Origin of the sequence: Bradyrhizobium sp. 2TAF24, from assembly GCF_052115025.1 — a bacterium.
GTDB lineage: Bacteria > Pseudomonadota > Alphaproteobacteria > Rhizobiales > Xanthobacteraceae > Bradyrhizobium_A.
Map to the genome: position 1 here is coordinate 108,888 of NZ_JBFRFW010000014.1, position 16,044 is coordinate 124,931.

A 16,044-nucleotide genomic window follows, 5' to 3' on the forward strand; every position below is an offset into this window, starting at 1 on the left:
CGTCGTCGCGGCTGCGTCAGACGCCGGTCTGGGTGATGAATTTGGTGTTGAGATAGCCTTCCATCGCCTCGGTGCCGCCTTCCGAGCCGTAGCCGGAATCCTTGACGCCGCCGAACGGAACCTCCGGCAGGGCGAGGCCGAAGCTGTTGATCGACACCATGCCGCTTTCGATCGCGGCGCCGATCGCGGTCGCGGTCTTGGTCGAGCTGGTGAAGGCGTAGGATGCCAGGCCGAACGGCAGGCGGTTGGCCTCGCCCGCGACCTCGTCGAAGGTCGAGAACGGTGAGATCAGCGCCAGCGGCCCGAACGGCTCCTCGTTCATCGCCCGCGCGTCGGTCGGCACGTCGGTGACGACGGTCGGCTCGAAGAAGTAACCCTTGTTGCCGATGCGATGGCCGCCGGCCGCGATCTTGGCGCCCTTGCCGGCCGCATCCTGCACCATCTCCTCGATGGCGGTGACGCGGCGCGGATTGGCGAGCGCGCCCATGCGGCTGTCCTTGTCGAGGCCGTTGCCGACCTTGATGCTCTTGGCGCCGGCGACGAACTTCTCGATGAAGTTGTTGTAGACGCCCTTTTGCACCAGGAAACGGGTCGGCGAGATGCAGACCTGGCCCGCGTTGCGGTATTTCGCGGCGCTCAGGATCTTGGCCGCGGCATCGACGTCGGCGTCATCGAACACGATCGCCGGCGCGTGGCCGCCGAGCTCCATGGTGACGCGCTTCATGTGCAGGCCGGCGAGCGCGGCGAGCTGCTTGCCGACATTGGTCGAGCCGGTGAAGGAGATCTTGCGGATCACCGGATGCGGGATCAGGTACTGCGAGATTTCCGACGGAATGCCGTACACGAGATTGACCACGCCGGCCGGAACGCCGGCGTCGACGAAGGCGCGGATCAGTTCGGCCGGCGAAGCCGGGGTTTCTTCCGGCGCCTTGACGATGATCGAGCAGCCGGCAGCCAGCGCCGCCGACAGCTTGCGCACCACCTGGTTGATCGGGAAATTCCAAGGCGTGAACGCTGCGACCGGACCGACCGGCTCCCGCACGGCGAGCTGGTAGACGCCGGGCGCCCGGGCCGGGATGACGCGGCCATAGGTGCGGCGCCCTTCCTCGGCGAACCATTCGATGATGTCGGCGGCGGACAGTGTCTCGGCCTTGGCTTCGGCGAGGGTCTTGCCCTGCTCCCGCACCATCAGCACAGCGATGGTGTCGGCGCGCTCGCGCATCAGGCCGGCGGCCTTGTGCATGATCTTGGCGCGGTCAAACGACGAAACGGCGCGCCACTGCTTGAAGCCGCGATCGGCGGCAGCCAGCGCCTCGTCGAGATCGGTCTTGTCGGCGTGCGCCACAGTGCCAATGGTTTCTTCAGTCGCGGGATCGAGCACGGCAATGGTGTTGCCCGAAGAGCTGCCACGCCATTTACCGTCGATATGCAGCAGAACATTGGGATAGGTCACGGCGCTCTCCTTGGGGTTTGGTGCCGCGCATCAGATAGCCCACGGTGAACCGCGGTCAAGCCTCCGGGCGGCGAAAATTGCTTCCGCCTGACATGCCCGTGGGGCATGTGGACGCTGTCCAGCCGCGATGCGCCGCCGGGCAGATGTCAGTCGGTTCGCACTGCCGCGCCGAACCGCCGGATCACGGTGTCGCGGCGGGTTTCGTCCACCCGCACCGTCATGTCGTAGCGGCCGTCATGGAGCTGCTTGTCCAGCACTTCGGCATTGCGATGCAGCCAGCTCACGCCAGCGCCGTCGGCAGCATCAATCGAGAGTTCGAGCGTGGTCCGCGTGGCGGCCAGCCGGTCCTCGATCGCTCCCAGCAGCGTGTCGATTCCCTCGCCCGTGACCGCGGACACCATCAGGCACGGCCGTGAGGCCGGCCTGCGGGCCGCGACATTGGCGAGATTGGCGCGCTCCTCGTCGCTGAAGCGATCAATCTTGTTCCAGACCTCGATGATGCGCTCGCCGCTGTCCGGATCGATGCCGAGCTGCTCCAGGATGGCGTCGACGTCGCGCTGCTGGGCCTCGGCATCCTCATGGGAAATGTCGCGGACATGCAGGATGACATCGGCTTCCACGACTTCCTCGAGGGTGGCGCGGAAGGCGGCAACCAGCATGGTGGGCAGGTCGGAGATGAAGCCAACCGTGTCCGACAGCATCGCCTTGCCGCCATGGGGCAGATGCAGCGCACGCAGCGTCGGATCGAGGGTCGCGAACAGCATGTCCGCGGCCTGCACGTCGGCGCGCGTCAGGCGGTTGAACAGCGTCGACTTGCCGGCGTTGGTGTAGCCGACCAGGGCTACCACGCGGTACGGCACGCGCCGCCGCCCGGCGCGGTGCAGGCGACGGGTCGCCTGCACCTTCTTCAGTTCGGTTTCTAGGCGCGTGATGCGCTCGCCGATCATGCGGCGGTCGGCTTCGATCTGGGTTTCGCCGGGGCCACCCAGGAAGCCGAAGCCGCCGCGCTGGCGTTCGAGGTGGGTCCAAGAGCGCACCAGGCGGCTGCGCTGGTAGTTGAGATGGGCGAGCTCGACCTGCAGCGCGCCTTCCTTGGTCTTGGCGCGGCGGCCGAAGATCTCGAGGATCAGGCCGGTGCGGTCCAGCACCTTGGCATTCCATTCCTTCTCGAGATTGCGCTGCTGGATCGGCGACAGCGCGCAATCCATCACAACGAGGTCGGCGTGATGCGCCCGGACCAGGCCGACAATCTCCTCGACCTTGCCCTTGCCGAGATAGGTGGCGGGGCGAATCTGACCGATCGGGGCGATAATCGCCTCGACGACCGCCAGGTCGATGGCGCGCGCCAGCCCAGCCGCCTCGTCGAGGCGAGCCTCGACATGACGGCTGTGGCGATCGGTCTGGGCGTCGGGGTCACCCGGCCGCGTCCTCAGATACGGGCCGACGACGATGACCCGTCCAGTGGGGTGGCTGGTGCCCGAAGTCGGGCGATCCGTGATGGCGTCGATGCGTCGTGGTTCCAATCAGAACGATCTCACGCTGGGGTGTCCTCGCCACCTTCGAACAGCTGGATCGGCGCTCCCGGCATGATGGTCGAGATCGCGTGCTTGTAGACAAGCTGCGAGTGGCCATCGCGCCGCAGCAGCAGGCAGAAATTGTCGAACCAGGTGACGATTCCCTGCAGCTTGACGCCATTGACCAGGAAGATGGTCAGCGGTGTTTTGGTCTTGCGGACGTGATTGAGAAAAGTGTCTTGAAGGTTTTGTGCGCGGTCTGCCGCCATTTTCTTGTCTCGCAGGCTTTTGTTTGGTTTTTGTTTACCGGTTTTGCTTGTTGGACCGGCCGCGGCTGTCCCCCTCTGGAGCTCACGACCCGTCGGCTGCTCCCTGAGATCCCCCTCCGGAAACAGCCTGCCTGATTAGAGAACACGCGCCCTGCTTAAGCAAGTCCAGTTCGCGCAAGAGTTGTGCCGAAGCAGCCACATTGTCGAAGAAAACTGCGAAAAACCCTCGAAATATGTCGCGGCAGTTGCGGGCGGTTTGATCTGGGCACGTCAGCGTGTGGCACGACGTCTGTGATCACAGCGATGAATCTTGTCGCTTGAGATATTCAGCAACAAATGGATTCGCCGTCGGCAGAAAGCTTCGCGATCTTCAGCCGACGCCAAGGGCCTTGAGCTTGCGGTGCAGTGCCGATCGCTCCATGCCGACAAATTCCGCGGTCCGCGAGATATTGCCCGAAAACCGGCTGATCTGGGCGATCAGATAGTCACGCTCGAACACTTCGCGCGCTTCGCGCAGCGGCAGCCCCATGATGTGCTCGCCGTTGTTGCTGGTCGGCATGGTCGGCACCATCGACCCGACATCCTGCGGCAGCATGTCAGCGGAGATCACTGCGTCGGGGTCGCCGCCGGCCAAGATCATCACCCGTTCGACGTTGTTGCGAAGCTGCCGCACGTTGCCGGGCCAGACATGGGATTGCAGCACGGCCATCGCGTCCTCGCCGATCTTGCGTTTCGGCAGGCCGGTCGTGGTCGAGATATGGTCCATGAAATACGTGATCAGCTCGGGAATGTCCTCGCGACGCTCCGACAGCGGTGGGACACGGATCGGCACGACCGACAGGCGATGATAGAGATCTTCACGGAAGCGCCCCTCGGCAATCTCGCTCTCGAGGTTGCGCGCGGTCGACGACACGATGCGGACGTCGACATTGACCCTGGCGGTGCCGCCGACGCGCTGGAAGGTCTGGTCGACCAGCACGCGCAGGATCTTGTTCTGCGTCTCGCGCGGCATGTCGGCGACTTCGTCGATGAACAGCGTGCCACCGTGGGCTTCCTCGAGGGCGCCCGTCTTGCGGCCACCCTCCTCCGGATTCTCCACGCCGAACAGCTCGATCTCCATGCGCTCGGGGGTGATGGCGGCGGCGTTGATCACCACGAACGGCCCTTCCGCCCGGCTCGACATGGCGTGCAGCGTCCGCGCCGTCAGTTCCTTGCCGCTGCCCGAGGGGCCGACGATCATGATGCGGCTGTTGGCCTTTGCCGCGCGCTCGGTGGTCTGGCGCAGCTGGTTCATGCATGGCGAGTGCCCGACCAGCGTGCTCGATACCGGCGCCATCTGCTTCAGTTCGCGGACCTCGCGCTTGAGGCGCGAATTTTCGAGCGCCCGCGTCGCCACCAGCACCAGGCGATCGGCCTTGAACGGCTTTTCGATGAAGTCATAGGCGCCGCGCTTGATCGCCGCGACCGCGGTCTCGATGTTGCCGTGGCCGGAGATCATCACCACAGGCATCTCGGTATGGTCGCGCTTGATCTGTTCGAGGAGTTGCAGGCCATCGAGCTTGCTGCCCTGCAGCCAGATGTCGAGAAACACCATGCTCGGCCGGCGGTTGGAGATTTCCGACAGCGCCTGGTCGCTGTCGCGTGCGGTGCGCGTCTTGAAGCCCTCGTCCTCCAGGATGCCCGCGACCAGATCGCGAATATCGGCTTCGTCGTCGACGATCAGAATCTCGTTAGCCATGAGTCACGCCTGCCTGTTTCGGAGCCGTTTCGGCTTTTGTTTCCGTTGTCGCGGTACCAACAGCATGTCCCGAAGCCGCAAACCGCAGTCGCATCCAGGCGCCACGCGCGCCGGGACGTATGTTCGACGCATCATTGAGCTCGATGCGTCCGCCGTGGTCTTCCAGCACGCGCCCGACGATGGCAAGACCAAGTCCAGTACCCTTCTCGCGGGTGGTCACATAGGGCTCGAGCAGCCGCGAGCGGCTTTCCTTCGGCAGCCCGATGCCGTTGTCGATGACATCGATGACGATATCGTCGCCATCGCGGCCGGCGACGACATCGATCCGGCCGCGATCGAGCTCGTCCGGCGGCACTGCGCCGATTGCTTCCGCCGCGTTCTTGATGATGTTCTGCAGCGCCTGGGAGATCAGCCGGCGATCGAAGCGCGCCTGCATCGGGTCTTCCTTGATCTCCGCCGCGATCTCGATATCCGGATGCCCGACCCGCATCAGGAACACGACCTGCCGCACCGTGTCGGCGACATCCTCCAGCTCTATCACCGGCTTCGGCATTCGGGCGAAGCGCGAGAATTCGTCGACCATGCGGCGAATGTCGTCGACCTGGCGCACGATGGTGTCGGTGCACTGCTCGAAGATCGGCTTGTCCTCGACGATCACCTTGCCGAACTTGCGGCGGATGCGCTCGGCGGACAACTGGATCGGGGTCAGCGGATTCTTGATCTCATGGGCGATACGGCGGGCGACATCGCCCCAGGCCGAGGTGCGCTGGGCTGTCACCAGCTCGGTGATGTCGTCGAGAGTGATGATGTAGCTGTCACGCGCCGGGTTGTTCTGTTCGGCGCTGATGCGCACCGACAGGTTGCGTTCGAGATTGTCGCGGCTGACCGTGACCTGGCCCTGCACCAGCCGCTGAGTGCCTTCGCGGACATTGGCCATCATCTCGTTCAGCTCGGGAAGCACCTCGGCGAGCGGATGGCCGAGCGTCTCGGATTCCGAATGGCCGATCAGCTTTTCCGCGGAACGGTTCAGCACGCCGACATTGCCGGAGGCGTCGACACCGATGATGCCGGCGCTCGCCGACGACAGCACGGCCTCGATGAAGCGCCGGCGGCTGTCGATCAGGTCGCTGGCGCTCACCAGTTCGTCACGCTGGGTGCGCAGTTCCTGCGTCATCTTGTTGAAGGTCTCACCGAGATGGGCGAGGTCGCCCTCGGATTTGACCACCGGCACCTGGACATGCAGGTCACCGGTCGAGACCATGTTGGCGGCGCTCATCAGTCGCCGGATCGGGGCCACCAGCCAGTTGGCGAAGTTGAGGCCGATCAGCACCGCCGACATCAGCACGGTCAGCGCGATGACGGTGAACATCAGCGCGAACGCGACCTGAATGCCGAGCCGGCGGGTTTCCAGCGCGGCATAGAGCGCAGCCCCTTCCTGGGTCTCATGCACCAGCGTGACCACGCGCGGATCGAGCAGCCGCGCCACATACAGGAAGGTGTCGCTGAAGGCGCGCAGCCGGATGACGGCCGCGACGTAATTTCCCTCCGTGATGACGGCGATTTCCGGTTGCTCCTCCCCGACATTGCTGAGGAAGTCCGCTCGCGGCGCCATGAAATTCTGCAGGATTCCGGTCTGGGCGCTTTCCAGGACGTGCCCTTCCTTGTCGATCAGCATCGCGCCGGGAAGGTTGCGGGTCGTTGCGTCCGATGTCAGCAGGTTGCGGAAGGACACGCGATCCTGGTCGTACAGCGGCCGGGCCCGGGCAAGGTCATTGGCCATCCCCATGACGTCGCCGCCGATCAGCTGGGCATGCTCGTTCAGGTAGGCCTTGGCCACGATCAGCGAGTTTTCGATCACCCCCCGCGTCCGAACCGAGAACAGGCGGTCGAGGCCGCGATCGATGGTGACGTTGGCGACGATCGACACCAGAACTGCCGGCAACACCGCGATGAACGAGAACAGCGCCACGATCTGGACATGCAGGCGGGCTGCCGCGCGGCCGCGCCGACGGGCCTGGACCACCTTCCAGATCTCGCGGACGATGATCGCCACCAGCATCAGGATGGTGCCGGTGTTGATCGCCAGGAACGTGGTGACGACCTTGTCCGTCGCCCGGATCGGCGTCAGCTCGGTCAGCACCACGAAGGTGAGGAAAGCCGACAGCAACGACACGCCGACGGCGAACGGCACGACCCACCGCTGCAGCGGCCAGGCGCGCGGTTCTGCAAACGACGGGTCAAACGTCTGGGCCGGCGTTTCTGCGCTGGTCATTCCGAAGATACGATTTGCCAAGGTCAGCTAACAGATGGTGGAAGGACATCCACCACCCCTCTGGGCGGATACGGGCCGCACTTAACTGATGCAACTATACAACATTGTTGCTCAATTGCGACATTTCCGCGGCGTCTCATCCCCCGAAAACCGGCGAGATGTGCCTTGCGGCTCGTCCTGCGGGCGCCAAACCTGTGCAAAAGGAGCTGTCGGTCAGCCTCCGGTCCGGAACACCTGAATGTCGAGATCCCGAATCTTCTTCCGCAGGGTGTTGCGGTTCAAACCGAGCAGGTCGGCGGCCCGGATCTGGTTGCCGCGGGTGACGGCCAGGGCCGCCGTCAGCAGCGGCACCTCGATCTCCCGCAGGATGCGGTGGTAGAGGCCCGGCGGCGGCATGCCGTTCGGGAAGCCGGCGAAATGTGACGCCAGGTACATCTCGACGGCCCCGCCGAGGTTGTCGACGCTTTGCGGCGCCCCATTGCCCGAAGTCACCGCCGGTGGCGCCAGTTCGCCCTCGATGACCGAGGCCGTGATGACGTCCTGGGGATAGAGCGCGGCCAGCCGGCGCGCCAGGTTCTCCAGCTCGCGGACGTTGCCGGGCCAGCGGTGCTGCTTCATCCGCTCCAGCGCCTGGGCATCGAGCTTCTTGGACGGCAGGCCGTCCTTCTCGGCGAGCGCGAAGAAATGGCGCACCAGATCCGGCAGGTCCTCGATGCGCTCGCGCAGCGGCGGCAGCCGCAACGGCACGACGTTGAGACGGAAGAACAGATCCTCGCGGAACAGGCCCTGCTGGATCAGGATGCGCAGGTCCTTGTTGCTGGCGGCGACGATGCGCACGTCGGTCTTGATCGGTGTGCGGCCGCCGACCGTGGTGTATTCGCCCTGCTGCAGCACGCGCAGCAGGCGGGTCTGCGCCTCCATCGGCATGTCGCCGATCTCGTCGAGAAACAAGGTGCCCCCCTCGGCCTGCTCGAAGCGACCGGTGGCACGGCTGTTGGCGCCGGTGAAAGCGCCGCGCTCATGGCCGAACAGTTCGGATTCGATGAGGTCGCGCGGGATCGCCGCCATGTTGACCGCGACGAACGGACCGTTGCGGCGTTTGCCGTAGTCGTGCAGCGCGCGCGCCACCAGCTCCTTGCCGGTGCCGGATTCGCCGGAGATCATCACCGTCAGGTCGGTCTGCATCAGCCGCGCCAGGACGCGGTAGATTTCCTGCATGGCCGGCGAGCGCCCGACCAGCGGGATCGAGTCGAATTCGTTGTCTTCGGGATGGTGAGCCGCCCGCTCCTTCGGTTCGGCGAGCGCGCGGCCGACGATGGCGATCAATTCCTTCAGGTCGAACGGTTTCGGCAGGTATTCATAAGCACCGCGCTCCGACGCGCGGATCGCTGTCATGAAGGTGTTCTGCGCGCTCATCACGATGACCGGCAGATTGGGCCGGATCTTCTTGATCCGCGGCAGCAGGTCGAACGCGTTCTCGTCGGGCATCACGACGTCGGTGATGACGAGGTCGCCCTCGCCCTGGCTGACCCAGCGCCACAGCGTGGCAGCATTGCCCGTCAGCCGCACCTCGTATCCGGCGCGGGACAGCGCCTGATTTAATACCGTGCGGATCGCGGTATCGTCGTCGGCGACCAGTATGCTACCTGCGGGCATTTTCGAAAGTCCTCATCTTGTGCGATGTGAGGCGGACGCCGACGGTCCCGGTCCGTCGCCGCCGGTGCTGGAATCGTTCTTGGCTTCGTTGAACATCGGCAGCAGCACGCGGAAGGTGGTCTTCCGCGGCACCGATTCACATTCGATGATGCCGCCATGATCGCCGACGATCTTCGCCACCAATGCAAGACCGAGGCCACTGCCGGTCGGCTTGGTGGTGACGAAGGGATCGAACAGGTTGGGCATCAGGTCGTCGGGCACCCCCGGCCCGTTGTCCTTGACGCAGAATTCGAGCGGCAATGACACGCGTGACTTCTTGCCGGGAATCGACAGCCGCACCCCCGGGCGGAACGCGGTGGTGAGCTGGATCTCGGCGTCGCTGCCCATGTCCATCACCGCTTCGGCGGCGTTTTTCACCAGATTGAGAAACACCTGGATCAACTGGTCCTGGTTGGCGAGCACCGGCGGCAACGACGGGTCGTAGTCCTCGACGAAGCGGATGTCGCGCGCAAAACCCGACTGCGCCAGCCGTTTGACGTGGTCGAGCACCGAATGGATGTTGACGGGGCCGCGCGTCACTGGCCGCTCGTCGCCGAACACCTCCATGCGGTCGACCAGGGTGACGATGCGGTCGGCCTCGTCGCAGATCAGGCGGGTCAGCGTGCGGTCTTCGGGCGACGCGGCCTGCTCCAGTAGCTGCGCGGCGCCGCGAATGCCCGACAGCGGGTTCTTGATCTCGTGTGCCAGCATCGCGGCCAGCGCGATCACCGAGCGCGCGGCACTGCGATGGGTGAGCTGGCGATCCATCTTGTCGGCGATGCTGCGCTCCTGCAGCATCACCACGATGTGGCCCGGCTTCTCGTTGAGCGGCGCGACATGCAGGTCGACCTGACGGACGCCGCCCATGCGCGGTGTTCCCAGATCGACCTTGTACTCGTTGACTGGCGAATTGCCCTGCCGCACCTGGTCGATCAGCGCCAGCAACGGGCTGCCGAACGGCACGAGGTCCTTGAGCGACTGGCGCTGCAGCAGCTGGATCGAGGTTTCGAAGAACGCCTCGGCGGCCATGTTGGCGTCGACGATCTTGCCGTCCGGTGCGATCAGCATCACCGGGTTCGGCAAGGCGTTGAGGATCGCCTCGCTCTCGGGCCGCAGTGGGGGGCGATGCTCGGCGGCCATGGTCATGCGGCGGACCTCCAGGCGAAATCATCGAAGGCCGCGCGCAGCGAGCGCTGCACCGCAGCCGGCTCTTCAGCGGTCAGAATCTCGCCGCGCCAGCGCTTCAGGCTCTCGACCGGCGCGGCGCTGCTCTCGGCGGCGGCATCGAGCGCCCAGCCGAGATGCTTGCGCGCATGGCGCAGCCCGACCCGCACGCCATAATGCGCGAGCACCTCATCATAGAGCCGGCTGATATAGCCGAGCTGGATCGCAAGCTCGGGCGCCTGTTCGGTGACGCCCGACTGGATGCGGCGACCGATCTGCCCTGGCAGCCAAGGCTGTCCCTGCGCTCCCCGCCCTATCATCACGGCGTCGGCCCCAGAGAGCTCGAGCGCGGTGATGGCCTGGTCGAATGAGGTGATGTCACCGTTGACCACGAGCGGCAGGTCCGTCGCCTCACGCACGGCGCGCACCGCGCGCCAGTCGGCCTGGCCCTTGTAGAACTGGCAGCGGGTGCGGCCATGCACCGTGATCATCCGCACGCCGGCATCTGCTGCGCGTCGCGCCAGCTCGGGCGCGTTGAGCGAGCGCTCGTCCCAGCCGAGCCGCATCTTGAGGGTGACGGGCACTTCGACGGCGTCGACGGTCGCCTCGATCAGGGTCAGGGCGTGATCGAGATCGCGCATCAAGGCTGAACCCGACTGCCCGCCGGTGACATGCCGCGCCGGACAACCCATGTTGATATCGATGACGTCGGCGCCGGCCGCAGCGGCGATCTTGGCGCCCTCCGCCATCCAGCGCCCCTCACAGCCTGCAAGCTGCACCACATGCGGGCCGATTCCGGCGGCCTCACAGCGCAGCTGCGAGCGCGGCAGCCCCTGCGCCAGGTCTTCACTGGCGGTCATTTCCGATACGACAAGACCGACACCGAGCTCCGCCACCAGGCGGCGGAATGGTGCATCGGTAATTCCGGACATGGGTGCCAGCAGAACGCGATTGGCGATCGCGATGTCGCCGATCGCGAGCGGCGCCGGCTCGGAGGGGGCAAGACCCTGAAGCGATGGCTCTGACAAAGCTCTTCTCGTTTCACCACTGGCCGCGACATTGCGGCTGTCGTATCGCGCAATTTCTGGGCATTGATACAACTTGCCTATAGTTTAGCCAAAACGGATCGGTATGCAAGTGCAGCGCAACAAAATGCACCGAATTCGCGCAGCTTGCCGCAGCTGCCTATTGTCGCTGCAGGGCGATGTCGGAATCCGTCGATAAATCATAGAGTTTGGTCGGCGCCTCGGGGGCTGCCCAAGGTCCATTCGGCCTGCCGTCGCGCAGGGGCCGGTATACCAAAGGAGGAATCGTGCTGTTTTCCTCGCCGGCATGCTATGGGCAGGTCCGAAATTGGCCGACACGCTGCCTCCCTCTCCCATAACACGCTTCAAAGACAGATATTTCATGACGAATCGACCGAAAGCCGCCGCCATCATCGTCGCCGCGGGGCGCGGCCTGCGTGCCGGCCCTGGCGGGCCGAAGCAATTTCGCTCCATTGCCGGCCGCACCGTGGTGGCCCGGGCGATGGCGCCATTCTGTGCTCATTCCGGCATCATCGCGGTCCAGCCGGTGCGCCATGCCGACGATGCCGCGATTTTCGACGAAGCGATCCAGGGACTGACCTGTCGTCCGGCCGTCGCCGGCGGCGCTACGCGCCAGGCCTCGGTCCGCGCCGGTCTCGAGGCGCTCGCGGCCGACGCGCCGGACATCGTGCTGATCCATGACGCCGCCCGCGCCTTCGTCACCGAGGCGGTGATCACGCGCGCGATCGCTGCGGCGGGCCAGACCGGTGCAGCGATTCCGGTGGTGGCCGTGACCGACACCATCAAGCAGGTCGACGCCGCGGGCGCGGTCGCCGCGACGCCGGACCGCGCGACGCTGCGCATCGCGCAGACGCCGCAGGCGTTTCGTTTCGACGTGATTCTCGAGGCGCATCGTCGTGCCGCGCGCGAGGGCCGTGACGATTTCACCGACGATGCCGCGCTCGCCGAGTGGGCGGGATTGACGGTTGCGACCTTTGAAGGCGATGTTGCGAACATGAAGCTGACCACTCCCGAAGACTTCGCCCGCGAGGAGGCCCGCCTCGGTGCCGCGCTCGGCGATATCCGTGTCGGCACCGGCTACGACGTGCATGCTTTCGGCGATGGCGATCACCTGATGCTGTGTGGCGTGCGCGTGCCCTACAGCCGCGGCTTCCTGGCGCATTCCGACGGCGACGTCGGCCTGCATGCCATCGTCGACGCCATTCTCGGCGCGCTCGCCGACGGGGATATCGGCTCGCACTTCCCGCCGAGCGATCCGCAGTGGAAGGGCGCCGCGTCCGACAAGTTCCTGGCCTACGCCATGGAGCGGGTCGCCGCCCGCGGCGGCCGTGTCGCGCATCTTGAAGTCACCATGATCTGCGAGACGCCGAAGATCGGTCCGCTGCGCGACGCCATGCGCGCACGTATCGCAGAGATCACCGGGCTGCCGGTGACGCGGGTCGCGGTCAAGGCCACCACCAGCGAGAAGCTCGGCTTCACCGGTCGCCAGGAAGGCATTGCCGCCACGGCGAGTGCGACCGTGCGCCTGCCCTGGACCGACTGAGGACGGATGACCGCATGGAGCCGGAGCGCCTGACATGACCAGCCGCGATCCTCGCGCCCTCGCCCGCTCCCTGCTCGACCTGTGCCGGATGCGCAAGCTGACGATCGCGACCGCCGAATCCTGCACCGGTGGCCTCGTCGCCGGCGCGCTGACCGAGATTCCCGGCTCCTCTGACGTGATCGACCGCGGCTTCGTGACCTATTCCAACGAGGCCAAGCGCGAAATGCTCGGCGTGTCGGCGTCGACGCTGGAGACCTTCGGCGCGGTCAGCAAGGAGACCGCGATTTCGATGGCGGTGGGTGCGCTGGAGACGGCGGACGTCGACCTCGCGGTGTCGATCACCGGCATCGCCGGCCCTGGCGGCGCGACGCCGGGCAAGCCGGTTGGCCTCGTGCATTTTGCGGTCGCCGCACGTGACGGCCGCATCGTGTCGCGCGAGAAGCGTTTCGGCGCCGTCGGGCGCAGCGTCGTGCGCCAGTCGTCGGTGATCGAGGCGTTGAAGCTGCTGGCCGAACTGGCGCGCGGTCCGTCGAGCACGGTCAAGCGCCCGCGCGCTGCCGCCCATAGATCACGTCGGCACGCTTCTCGAAAGCCGCGGCAAAGCGCTGGAACGCGGCGTCGAACATCGCGCCCATGAGCATGGCGAGCATCCGGCTCTTGAATTCGTAGGCGATGAAAAAGCTGACATTGCAGGTCGTGTCGCCCGTCGGCTCGAAGGTCCAGCGGTTCTCCAGATGGCTGAACGGGCCCTGCAGATACTCGACCAGGATCTTGCGGTTGGCACGCTCCAGCGTCACGCGGCTGGTGAATCGCTCGCGTACCAGCTTGAACGACACGGTCATGTCGGCCACCACGACCTCGCTGCCATCCGGCCTGGCCGTGCGGCTGCGCACCTTCAGCGCCTCGCACAGCGGCACGAATTCCGGATAGCGCTCGACGTCGGCCACCAGATCGAACATCTGCTCGGCGTTGTGCTGGACGCGGCGTCGGCTGGAGAATTTCGGCACGGTCAGGCTCCGATCGTCACGGCAGCGGGCGACCGGCCGGCGAGATAATGGTTTGCCTCGCCACGACTGGCGAAACGCACGAAGGTCTGGTCAGGCCGCAGCCCCTCGAAGAATGCGAGCAGTTTTGGGCGCTGCTGCGCGCGATACGTCCAGACATAGCGGAAGAATGCGAGGTCGATCCGTTCCGGGCAGCCCTCGGCCATTTCCGGCCGCACCTGCCCGTGGCTGCGGATGATCCGCGACAGGATGCCGGCCACGCAGACCCATCGCGGCAGATCGAACCAGAAGATCGTATCCGCCAGCGTCCGCCGCAACTGGCCTGCCCCGTGGTTCAAATAGTTGCCGTCCATGATCCACGCCGGCTGCTGCGCCGCTTCGATCATCTGCTGCGTGAAGCCTGCCGTTTCGGATGGCTGCCAGCCGGGCCGCCAGTACAGCGCATCGATCGAAACCATCGGCAGGCCGGTGGCCTGCGACAGCTGTCTGGCAAATGTCGATTTTCCGGATCCCGAGGATCCCAGCACCAGCACCCGTCGCATGATGTGTGGTCCGAAGCAGCCCCTATCGTGCCGTGCGCGCCTCGCGTGCGGCCTTCAGCCGGGCGAAATCTTCGCCGGCATGGTGCGACGAGCGGGTCAACGGGCTCGCCGAGACCATCAGGAAGCCCTTGGTATAGGCCACCTTCTCGTAGCCGGCGAATTCATCCGGGGTGACGTAACGCATCACCGCATGATGTTTGCGGGTGGGCTGCAGGTATTGGCCAATGGTGAGGAAGTCGACATCGGCCGAGCGCAGGTCATCCATCACCTGCAGCACCTCGTGGCGCTCCTCGCCGAGCCCCACCATGATGCCGGACTTGGTGAAGATGGCCGGATCGAGTTCCTTCACCCGCTGCAGCAGCCGGATGGAATGGAAATAGCGCGCGCCCGGGCGCACCGTGAGGTAGCCCGACGGAACGGTTTCGAGATTGTGGTTGAACACGTCGGGCCTCGCGGCCACGACCACCTCGAGCGCCCCCTCCTTGCGAAGGAAGTCCGGGGTCAGGATCTCGATGGTCGTGGTCGGACACTGCGCGCGGATGGCGCGAATGGTGCGGGCGAAATGCTCGGCGCCGCCATCGGCGAGATCGTCGCGGTCGACCGAGGTGATGACCACGTGGGCTAGGCCGAGCTTGCGCACCGCTTCCGCGACATGGTCCGGTTCCTGCGGATCGAGGCCGTCCGGCATACCGGTCTTGACGTTGCAGAACGCACAGGCGCGCGTGCAGGTGTCGCCCATGATCATGAAGGTGGCGTGCTTCTTGTCCCAGCACTCGCCGATGTTCGGGCAGCCGGCCTCCTCGCACACCGTCACCAGGCCATTTTCCCTGACGATCTTGCGGGTGTCGGCATAGCCACGCGTGTTCGGCGCGCGGACCCGGATCCAGTCCGGTTTCGGCGGGGACACTGCATCAGGCCGGTGAGCCTTTTCCGGGTGGCGCGGGCGAACCTGCGTATCGGAAACCGTATCGATCAGAACAACCATGGAAGACCTGTCTTGGCGAGGGCTTTACCTAGGCCCTGCGACGACCTGCTGCAACCAGCCCGCGGCATGCTATCCTGCAACCCACCCTAGCATACCCTCTCCGTGGCCCCCAATCCTGCCAATCCCCTGAAATGTCTCGAATCTCCACCAGTCCCGCGCTGGGACGCCCGCTCAGGCGCGCTTTCTTCAACCGCAGCGTCCACGAGGTCGCGCCCGAGTTGATCGGCGCCACCCTCCTGGTCGGCGGGGTCGGTGGAACCATTGTCGAGGTCGAGGCCTATCATCACACCGAGCCGGCTGCACATTCCTACAACGGCCCGACCCCGCGGAATGCGGTGATGTTCGGCCCGCCCGGCTTTGCTTACGTCTACCGGTCCTACGGCATCCACTGGTGCGTAAACTTCGTTTGCGAAGCAGCGGGTTCCGCGAGTGCGGTGCTGATCCGCGCTCTGGAGCCGACCCACGGGCTCGCCGCCATGCGCCGTCGCCGTGGCCTCCCGGATGAGCGTGCTCTGTGTTCCGGTCCCGGCAAACTGTGCGAGGCGTTGGCGATTTCCGACCGCCATAACGGGCTGCCGCTCGACCAGCCGCCGATCGCGCTGCACGCCCGTACGATGAACCCGGAGATCGTCGCCGGCGTCCGCATCGGGATCACCAAGGCAGCTGAGCTCCCCTGGCGTTACGGCTTGAAGGGTTCGCGCTACCTTAGCAAGCCGTTCAAGCCCGTCTGACGCAGGTCTCTGGGCGCGACATGGCACGCCGCTTCGAGGTGGTTTGAGCCATGCACCACCACGCCGCTCAGCCGGTCGTCGCGGCAAC

Annotated in this window: 14 protein-coding genes; 3 read left to right on the top strand and 11 right to left on the bottom strand. The window is 65.6% G+C overall.

Features of this window, described 5'->3' with window-relative positions; translation table 11 throughout:
• Positions 1-16 precede the first annotated feature (16 nt).
• The 8 genes from AB4Z37_RS22230 to dusB form a co-directional block, all read right to left on the bottom strand.
• Entirely contained in the window at positions 17-1,453 is a 1,437-nt protein-coding gene (locus tag AB4Z37_RS22230; RefSeq protein WP_441518919.1) for an NAD-dependent succinate-semialdehyde dehydrogenase, read from the bottom strand.
• Positions 1,454-1,599: 146 nt separating this feature from the next.
• Positions 1,600-2,976 carry a GTPase HflX gene (gene hflX / locus AB4Z37_RS22235; RefSeq protein ID WP_441518920.1) on the bottom strand — a complete coding sequence of 459 codons (1,377 nt, stop codon included), beginning with the start codon at positions 2,974-2,976 and terminating at the stop codon, positions 1,600-1,602.
• Positions 2,977-2,987: 11 nt separating this feature from the next.
• Positions 2,988-3,236 carry an RNA chaperone Hfq gene (gene hfq / locus AB4Z37_RS22240; protein ID WP_100381757.1) on the bottom strand — a complete coding sequence of 83 codons (249 nt, stop codon included), beginning with the start codon at positions 3,234-3,236 and terminating at the stop codon, positions 2,988-2,990.
• Between the two features lie 370 nt (positions 3,237-3,606).
• Positions 3,607-4,974: a nitrogen assimilation response regulator NtrX gene (ntrX, locus tag AB4Z37_RS22245; protein ID WP_441518921.1), complete on the bottom strand. Its 1,368-nt coding sequence runs from the start codon at positions 4,972-4,974 to the stop codon at positions 3,607-3,609.
• Positions 4,967-7,246 carry an ATP-binding protein gene (locus AB4Z37_RS22250; protein WP_441518922.1) on the bottom strand — a complete coding sequence of 760 codons (2,280 nt, stop codon included), beginning with the start codon at positions 7,244-7,246 and terminating at the stop codon, positions 4,967-4,969. Before AB4Z37_RS22250 ends, ntrX begins: the two co-directional genes overlap by 8 nt.
• Positions 7,247-7,459: 213 nt before the next feature.
• Positions 7,460-8,902 (bottom strand): nitrogen regulation protein NR(I), encoded by a 1,443-nt coding sequence (gene ntrC, locus AB4Z37_RS22255; RefSeq protein ID WP_441518923.1) that lies wholly within the window; start codon positions 8,900-8,902, stop codon positions 7,460-7,462.
• 12 nt (positions 8,903-8,914) lie between these two features.
• A complete protein-coding gene (locus tag AB4Z37_RS22260) occupies positions 8,915-10,087 on the bottom strand; it encodes a two-component system sensor histidine kinase NtrB (protein WP_441518924.1) in 1,173 nt (390 codons plus the stop codon).
• The gene (gene dusB, locus AB4Z37_RS22265; protein WP_441518925.1) at positions 10,084-11,133 is read right to left on the bottom strand and encodes a tRNA dihydrouridine synthase DusB; all 1,050 of its coding nucleotides are present in this window, start codon (positions 11,131-11,133) and stop codon (positions 10,084-10,086) included. The genes AB4Z37_RS22260 and dusB overlap by 4 nt, the downstream gene beginning before the upstream one ends.
• Positions 11,134-11,512: 379 nt before the next feature.
• Here dusB and AB4Z37_RS22270 point away from each other — a divergent pair, with 379 nt between their 5' ends.
• Both AB4Z37_RS22270 and AB4Z37_RS22275 read left to right on the top strand, forming a co-directional pair.
• Positions 11,513-12,694, top strand: a complete 1,182-nt coding sequence (locus AB4Z37_RS22270; protein WP_441518926.1) for a bifunctional 2-C-methyl-D-erythritol 4-phosphate cytidylyltransferase/2-C-methyl-D-erythritol 2,4-cyclodiphosphate synthase — start codon at positions 11,513-11,515, stop codon at positions 12,692-12,694.
• Between the two features lie 34 nt (positions 12,695-12,728).
• A complete protein-coding gene (locus tag AB4Z37_RS22275) occupies positions 12,729-13,331 on the top strand; it encodes a CinA family protein (protein WP_441518927.1) in 603 nt (200 codons plus the stop codon).
• Here the strand turns inward: AB4Z37_RS22275 and AB4Z37_RS22280 are convergent.
• The 3 genes from AB4Z37_RS22280 to lipA are packed head-to-tail and all read right to left on the bottom strand — an operon-like array spanning position 13,234 to position 15,225.
• Complete coding sequence (locus AB4Z37_RS22280) at positions 13,234-13,701, bottom strand: type II toxin-antitoxin system RatA family toxin (protein WP_441518928.1); 468 nt, start codon at positions 13,699-13,701, stop codon at positions 13,234-13,236. The genes AB4Z37_RS22275 and AB4Z37_RS22280 overlap by 98 nt on opposite strands.
• A 2-nt stretch (positions 13,702-13,703) precedes the next feature.
• Positions 13,704-14,240 carry an AAA family ATPase gene (locus AB4Z37_RS22285; RefSeq protein WP_441518929.1) on the bottom strand — a complete coding sequence of 179 codons (537 nt, stop codon included), beginning with the start codon at positions 14,238-14,240 and terminating at the stop codon, positions 13,704-13,706.
• A 22-nt stretch (positions 14,241-14,262) separates the two neighbouring features.
• Entirely contained in the window at positions 14,263-15,225 is a 963-nt protein-coding gene (lipA, locus tag AB4Z37_RS22290) for a lipoyl synthase (protein WP_441518930.1), read from the bottom strand.
• 131 nt (positions 15,226-15,356) lie between these two features.
• Here lipA and AB4Z37_RS22295 point away from each other — a divergent pair, with 131 nt between their 5' ends.
• Positions 15,357-15,956, top strand: a complete 600-nt coding sequence (locus AB4Z37_RS22295) for a DNA-3-methyladenine glycosylase (protein ID WP_441518931.1) — start codon at positions 15,357-15,359, stop codon at positions 15,954-15,956.
• Positions 15,957-16,044 lie beyond the last annotated feature (88 nt).

Coding starts and splice junctions, on each gene's coding strand:
- lipA (WP_441518930.1), bottom strand. CDS start 15,225: ATGGTTGTTCTGATCGATACGGTTTCCGATACGCAGGTTCGCCCGCGC.
- AB4Z37_RS22295 (WP_441518931.1), top strand. CDS start 15,357: ATGTCTCGAATCTCCACCAGTCCCGCGCTGGGACGCCCGCTCAGGCGC.
- AB4Z37_RS22275 (WP_441518927.1), top strand. CDS start 12,729: ATGACCAGCCGCGATCCTCGCGCCCTCGCCCGCTCCCTGCTCGACCTG.
- AB4Z37_RS22285 (WP_441518929.1), bottom strand. CDS start 14,240: ATGCGACGGGTGCTGGTGCTGGGATCCTCGGGATCCGGAAAATCGACA.
- ntrX (WP_441518921.1), bottom strand. CDS start 4,974: ATGGCTAACGAGATTCTGATCGTCGACGACGAAGCCGATATTCGCGAT.
- AB4Z37_RS22260 (WP_441518924.1), bottom strand. CDS start 10,087: ATGACCATGGCCGCCGAGCATCGCCCCCCACTGCGGCCCGAGAGCGAG.
- hfq (WP_100381757.1), bottom strand. CDS start 3,236: ATGGCGGCAGACCGCGCACAAAACCTTCAAGACACTTTTCTCAATCAC.
- AB4Z37_RS22250 (WP_441518922.1), bottom strand. CDS start 7,246: ATGACCAGCGCAGAAACGCCGGCCCAGACGTTTGACCCGTCGTTTGCA.
- ntrC (WP_441518923.1), bottom strand. CDS start 8,902: ATGCCCGCAGGTAGCATACTGGTCGCCGACGACGATACCGCGATCCGC.
- AB4Z37_RS22270 (WP_441518926.1), top strand. CDS start 11,513: ATGACGAATCGACCGAAAGCCGCCGCCATCATCGTCGCCGCGGGGCGC.